Below are 3,481 nucleotides of genomic sequence, written 5' to 3' on the forward strand. Positions count from 1 at the left end.
GGCTCAAGCCGGGGGATCTCCAAAATCCTCTTGACCAGGGCATAGGCGTCGGGCCGTGGTTCACCTTTGTAGACTAAAAGGAGATCCACATCGCTTCCTGCGGTGTAATTGCCCTTGGCGTAGGAGCCAAAGAGCACTGCCTTCCTCAGGGGAAGGGAGCGGGAAAGCTCGTCCATTCGGGCGCGAAGTCGCTCGAGGACTTCAGCGCGGCTCGATTAACGTTCCCGTGGGGATCCACTGGGATGGGCATGGGGATAGCGCGGGGATGTAGGCCATCAAGCTCCAACGCCCCCTGAACCAATCCATCCGGCACAGGGCGGTGTTTGGCTAGCTCCATAAAAAGATCGGCCACGGAATGGCCCCAGGCTTCCGCTCCCATTTTTTGGAAAACGGCCTTCACCGCCTTCTCCGCAGCCTGTTGGGCGGAAAAACATGCCCACTCGTAGAAACCCCGTTCCAGATCGCTTTCCGCGTGCTCGAGGTCCCCTTGGGCTTGGTGCATCCAATCCCGACTCCGCTCCGTAGGCTTCTGAAAATTCAACATCATCCTGGTCCTGCTACCAATGGCTTGCCGGTTTAAAGGGCAGTCGGCGGAGGAGGTCGCGCACCTCCTCCGCCCGGTCCAAAGCAGCCACCAGCAGTGCTTCCGGTGTGTCCACGATGACCACCCCCTTTACCCCAAGGGTCACCACTGGCTTTCCATCCATGGCCCACACCAAGGAGTTAAAGGTGTCTTCCCCGAAGTGCTCTCCCAGCGCGGCCACCGCCGCGTCATCCTTGGGGAGGACTTCCCACACCGCCTGCCAGTCGCCCACGTCTACTTTTTCCGCCCGTTCCATGACCCCGTAATCGATGGAAATGGCCTCAGCTTTAGCCCAGGCTTCGCTTAGAACTTTCTCCCATTCCGAGGTTCCCCAAAAGGGCCGAACCTCGCGCAAAGTGGCAGAAAGGCTGGGAAGAAAACGCGCGATCTCCCCAAGGATCCGGTCCGCTCTCCAAAGTTGTGGCCGTACCCACTGCCAAGCCTTTACCCTCTCGGTCTTCCAAAGCATATGCTTAAAAATGATCTATATACGGGCCTCTTTAAGCCGACCCGACCGGGTTTGGAGATACCATCCCGAAGCCAGAAACAAAGGCTTGTCCAACTTTTTCGGTTTTTATGAAACATGCGGGGAAGGACGGTGATTCAGGCCTTTGACATCGTGAACCAAAGCTGCCCGGCTGTCCTCTTGACGCCCTATCCCTTAAGGATATCCACGGCTAGTCCAAGCTCTTCTTTGATTTTCAAGTCAACCCTCATTGCAAAGCGGTGACGAAGAGAACAAGGGTTTACAACTTTACAAGTCCTGCCCACCTCCACCGAGGGGCAGCCCATTATGCAGTATGGGGCGAGGGCTGGGATAAGCACTGGCCAACCTCGATCATGCTGACGCTCTCCCAGTACCCCTTTTCGTCCCTCTGGAGCATGCGATCGAAAACGGGGTCCCGCAGGGACTTTCTGAGGCTGGCTTGGCCCATCATCTTTCGAGGTTTGGGATTAGCGATGAGTTTCTGAGGCGCTTGGGCCAAGGCTCAAGGGTCCTTCACGCAGCACAAGGAAATAGGCGAAGCCATCTTCCATGAGGTCAGGCACCCGCTTGAGAGTGGTAGACGATGCCTATGACCGAGGCCGTTAGGCCCAAATGCATACTAAAACAGCGATTAATCCAAATACTACCTCGGTTCAAATAAAGATCAAGGCCGAGCAACGTTGACTGCCACCGGATGCCCTCATGACTAGTTGTCCCAGTGAACGGCCGCTTGCTTTCAACCCCAGGTTGAGGAAGCATGGAACGAAGGTGATCACTGCCGGAAGCTCAAGCCCACCGCTGATAGCTGCCACAGCGATGAGTGCTCCAATAGCGAACGTCCCTACATCTCCGAGCAGTACTTTAGCCTGCCAGCGGCTCGCATAGGCTAAAAGTGGAACTATTGCCCCAAGCCCGGCCAGGAGTATCAACAAGGTCGGGAGTTTCCCCTCCAAGTAGGCGACACCGCTCAGGGTTGCCATTGCTACAGCGGCCATCCAAACACCCCCATTTCCCTCAAGCTGGTTTACGAGGTAAGCTCCTAATGAAATCCCGATCGGTACCAAAACCATGGTTCCAGCGAGCACTGCCGCGGGGGCGGAAGCATTTTCGCCGACCTTCACCACGGCCGGAACGAGGCCGACCAAGAGTAGAAGCCCTGCCGTGGCCGTAGCGTTCAAGGAGAGGTAATATTTGCTTGGAAGCCCAAGCATTAGCACCATAAGCAAGGACACCGCGGTGACCAGCAAAGGTAGCCTGGCGATGGCTGTATCGGAGTAACTTGCAATCCCCACGCCCACCAGCAGGCCCAGCAGCGTTCCCACCACAAACGCTGTTCCCCGCGCATCAGGTTCTTCCAATCTCCCCGGCCTCCTCGCCCAGGAGGGAAGCACTCGTCCAGACCCAAAAACCACGGCACACGGAAGAAAAGCCGCGAGTCCATAGCCAATCCAGTTCACCCTGTCCCTCCTTGTCCCGGGCTCAACCCTTCCGAGCCGTAAATGATCTCCCTCAGCATGCCTTTGATTGCATTGCCCTCAGCCTTTTCTTCAATTGCTTTCGCCAGCCCATCCAGCTTATGCAGCAACTCTTCAGATGAAAACCTCTTGCTCATCTTGGCCACATAGATCTGTTTGTGCTTGGTGGCCTCGGTCCCTTCCTCGGCGGTGAGGAGCTCCTCGCGCAGCTTTTCCCCGGGCCGGATCCCGGTGAAGACGATAGGTATGTCCTTGTCCGGCTCGAGGCCGTGGAAACGGATCAGTTCCTTGGCGATCTCTAGGATCTTCACCGGCTCGCCCATATCCAGGACGAAGACCTCCCCGCCCTGTCCCATCGCCGCCGCCTGGAGCACGAGCAGGACAGCTTCTGAAATGGTCATGAAATAACGCTCCATCTCTGGGTGGGTTACGGTGACCGGCCCGCCGCGGCGGATCTGCTCAAGAAAGACGGGGATCACACTCCCCCGGCTACCCAAGACGTTCCCGAAGCGCACGGCCATGCAACGGGTAGGGGTCCCTTTGCCCACGGCCAGGGTGACCATCTCCGCCACACGCTTGGTCATCCCCATCACCGAGATGGGGTTGACGGCCTTGTCAGTGGAAATGAGAACGAAGGCTTCCGCCCCTGCTCGGCACGCTTCCTCCGCCACGATCTTGGTCCCGAAGATGTTGGTCTTTACGGCCTCTTGGGGGTTGAACTCCAAGATGGGCACGTGCTTATACGCCGCAGCATGGAAGACCAACTCTGGGCGCTCTACCTGAAGTATGGAAGCCACTCGGGCCCTATCGCGGATATCCGCAAGAATGGTTTGCACGTTCGCTCGGGGGAACATCCTTTCGAGCTCCATCTCCAGCCGGAAGAGGCCGCTCTCGTCAAAATCCAAGGCTAAGAGCTTCGCCGGAGAGAACCGCAGG

Annotated in this window: 4 protein-coding genes and 1 pseudogene; all 5 read right to left on the bottom strand. The window is 57.5% G+C overall.

Annotated features, from left to right (window positions below; all coding sequences use genetic code 11):
- Positions 1 to 176: nucleotidyltransferase family protein (locus ACP5PX_RS07535; RefSeq protein ID WP_428085357.1), on the bottom strand; the 176-nt coding region annotated here is incomplete at its 3' end.
- Positions 177 to 218: 42 nt separating this feature from the next.
- Positions 219 to 544: pseudogene (locus ACP5PX_RS07540) on the bottom strand (HEPN domain-containing protein); the annotation flags it as partial.
- 13 nt (positions 545 to 557) lie between these two features.
- On the bottom strand, positions 558 to 1,052 hold the full coding sequence (locus ACP5PX_RS07545) for a hypothetical protein (RefSeq protein ID WP_428085354.1): 495 nt from the start codon (positions 1,050 to 1,052) through the stop codon (positions 558 to 560).
- Between the two features lie 671 nt (positions 1,053 to 1,723).
- Positions 1,724 to 2,428, bottom strand: coding sequence for a hypothetical protein (locus ACP5PX_RS07550; RefSeq protein ID WP_428085355.1), 705 nt, complete (start codon positions 2,426 to 2,428; stop codon positions 1,724 to 1,726).
- Between the two features lie 95 nt (positions 2,429 to 2,523).
- Positions 2,524 to 3,481: UDP-N-acetylglucosamine 4,6-dehydratase family protein (locus ACP5PX_RS07555; protein ID WP_428085356.1), on the bottom strand; the 958-nt coding region annotated here is incomplete at its 5' end.

Origin of the sequence: Hadarchaeum sp. (SeqCode) (assembly GCF_049969415.1) — an archaeon.
Lineage (GTDB): Archaea > Hadarchaeota > Hadarchaeia > Hadarchaeales > Hadarchaeaceae > Hadarchaeum.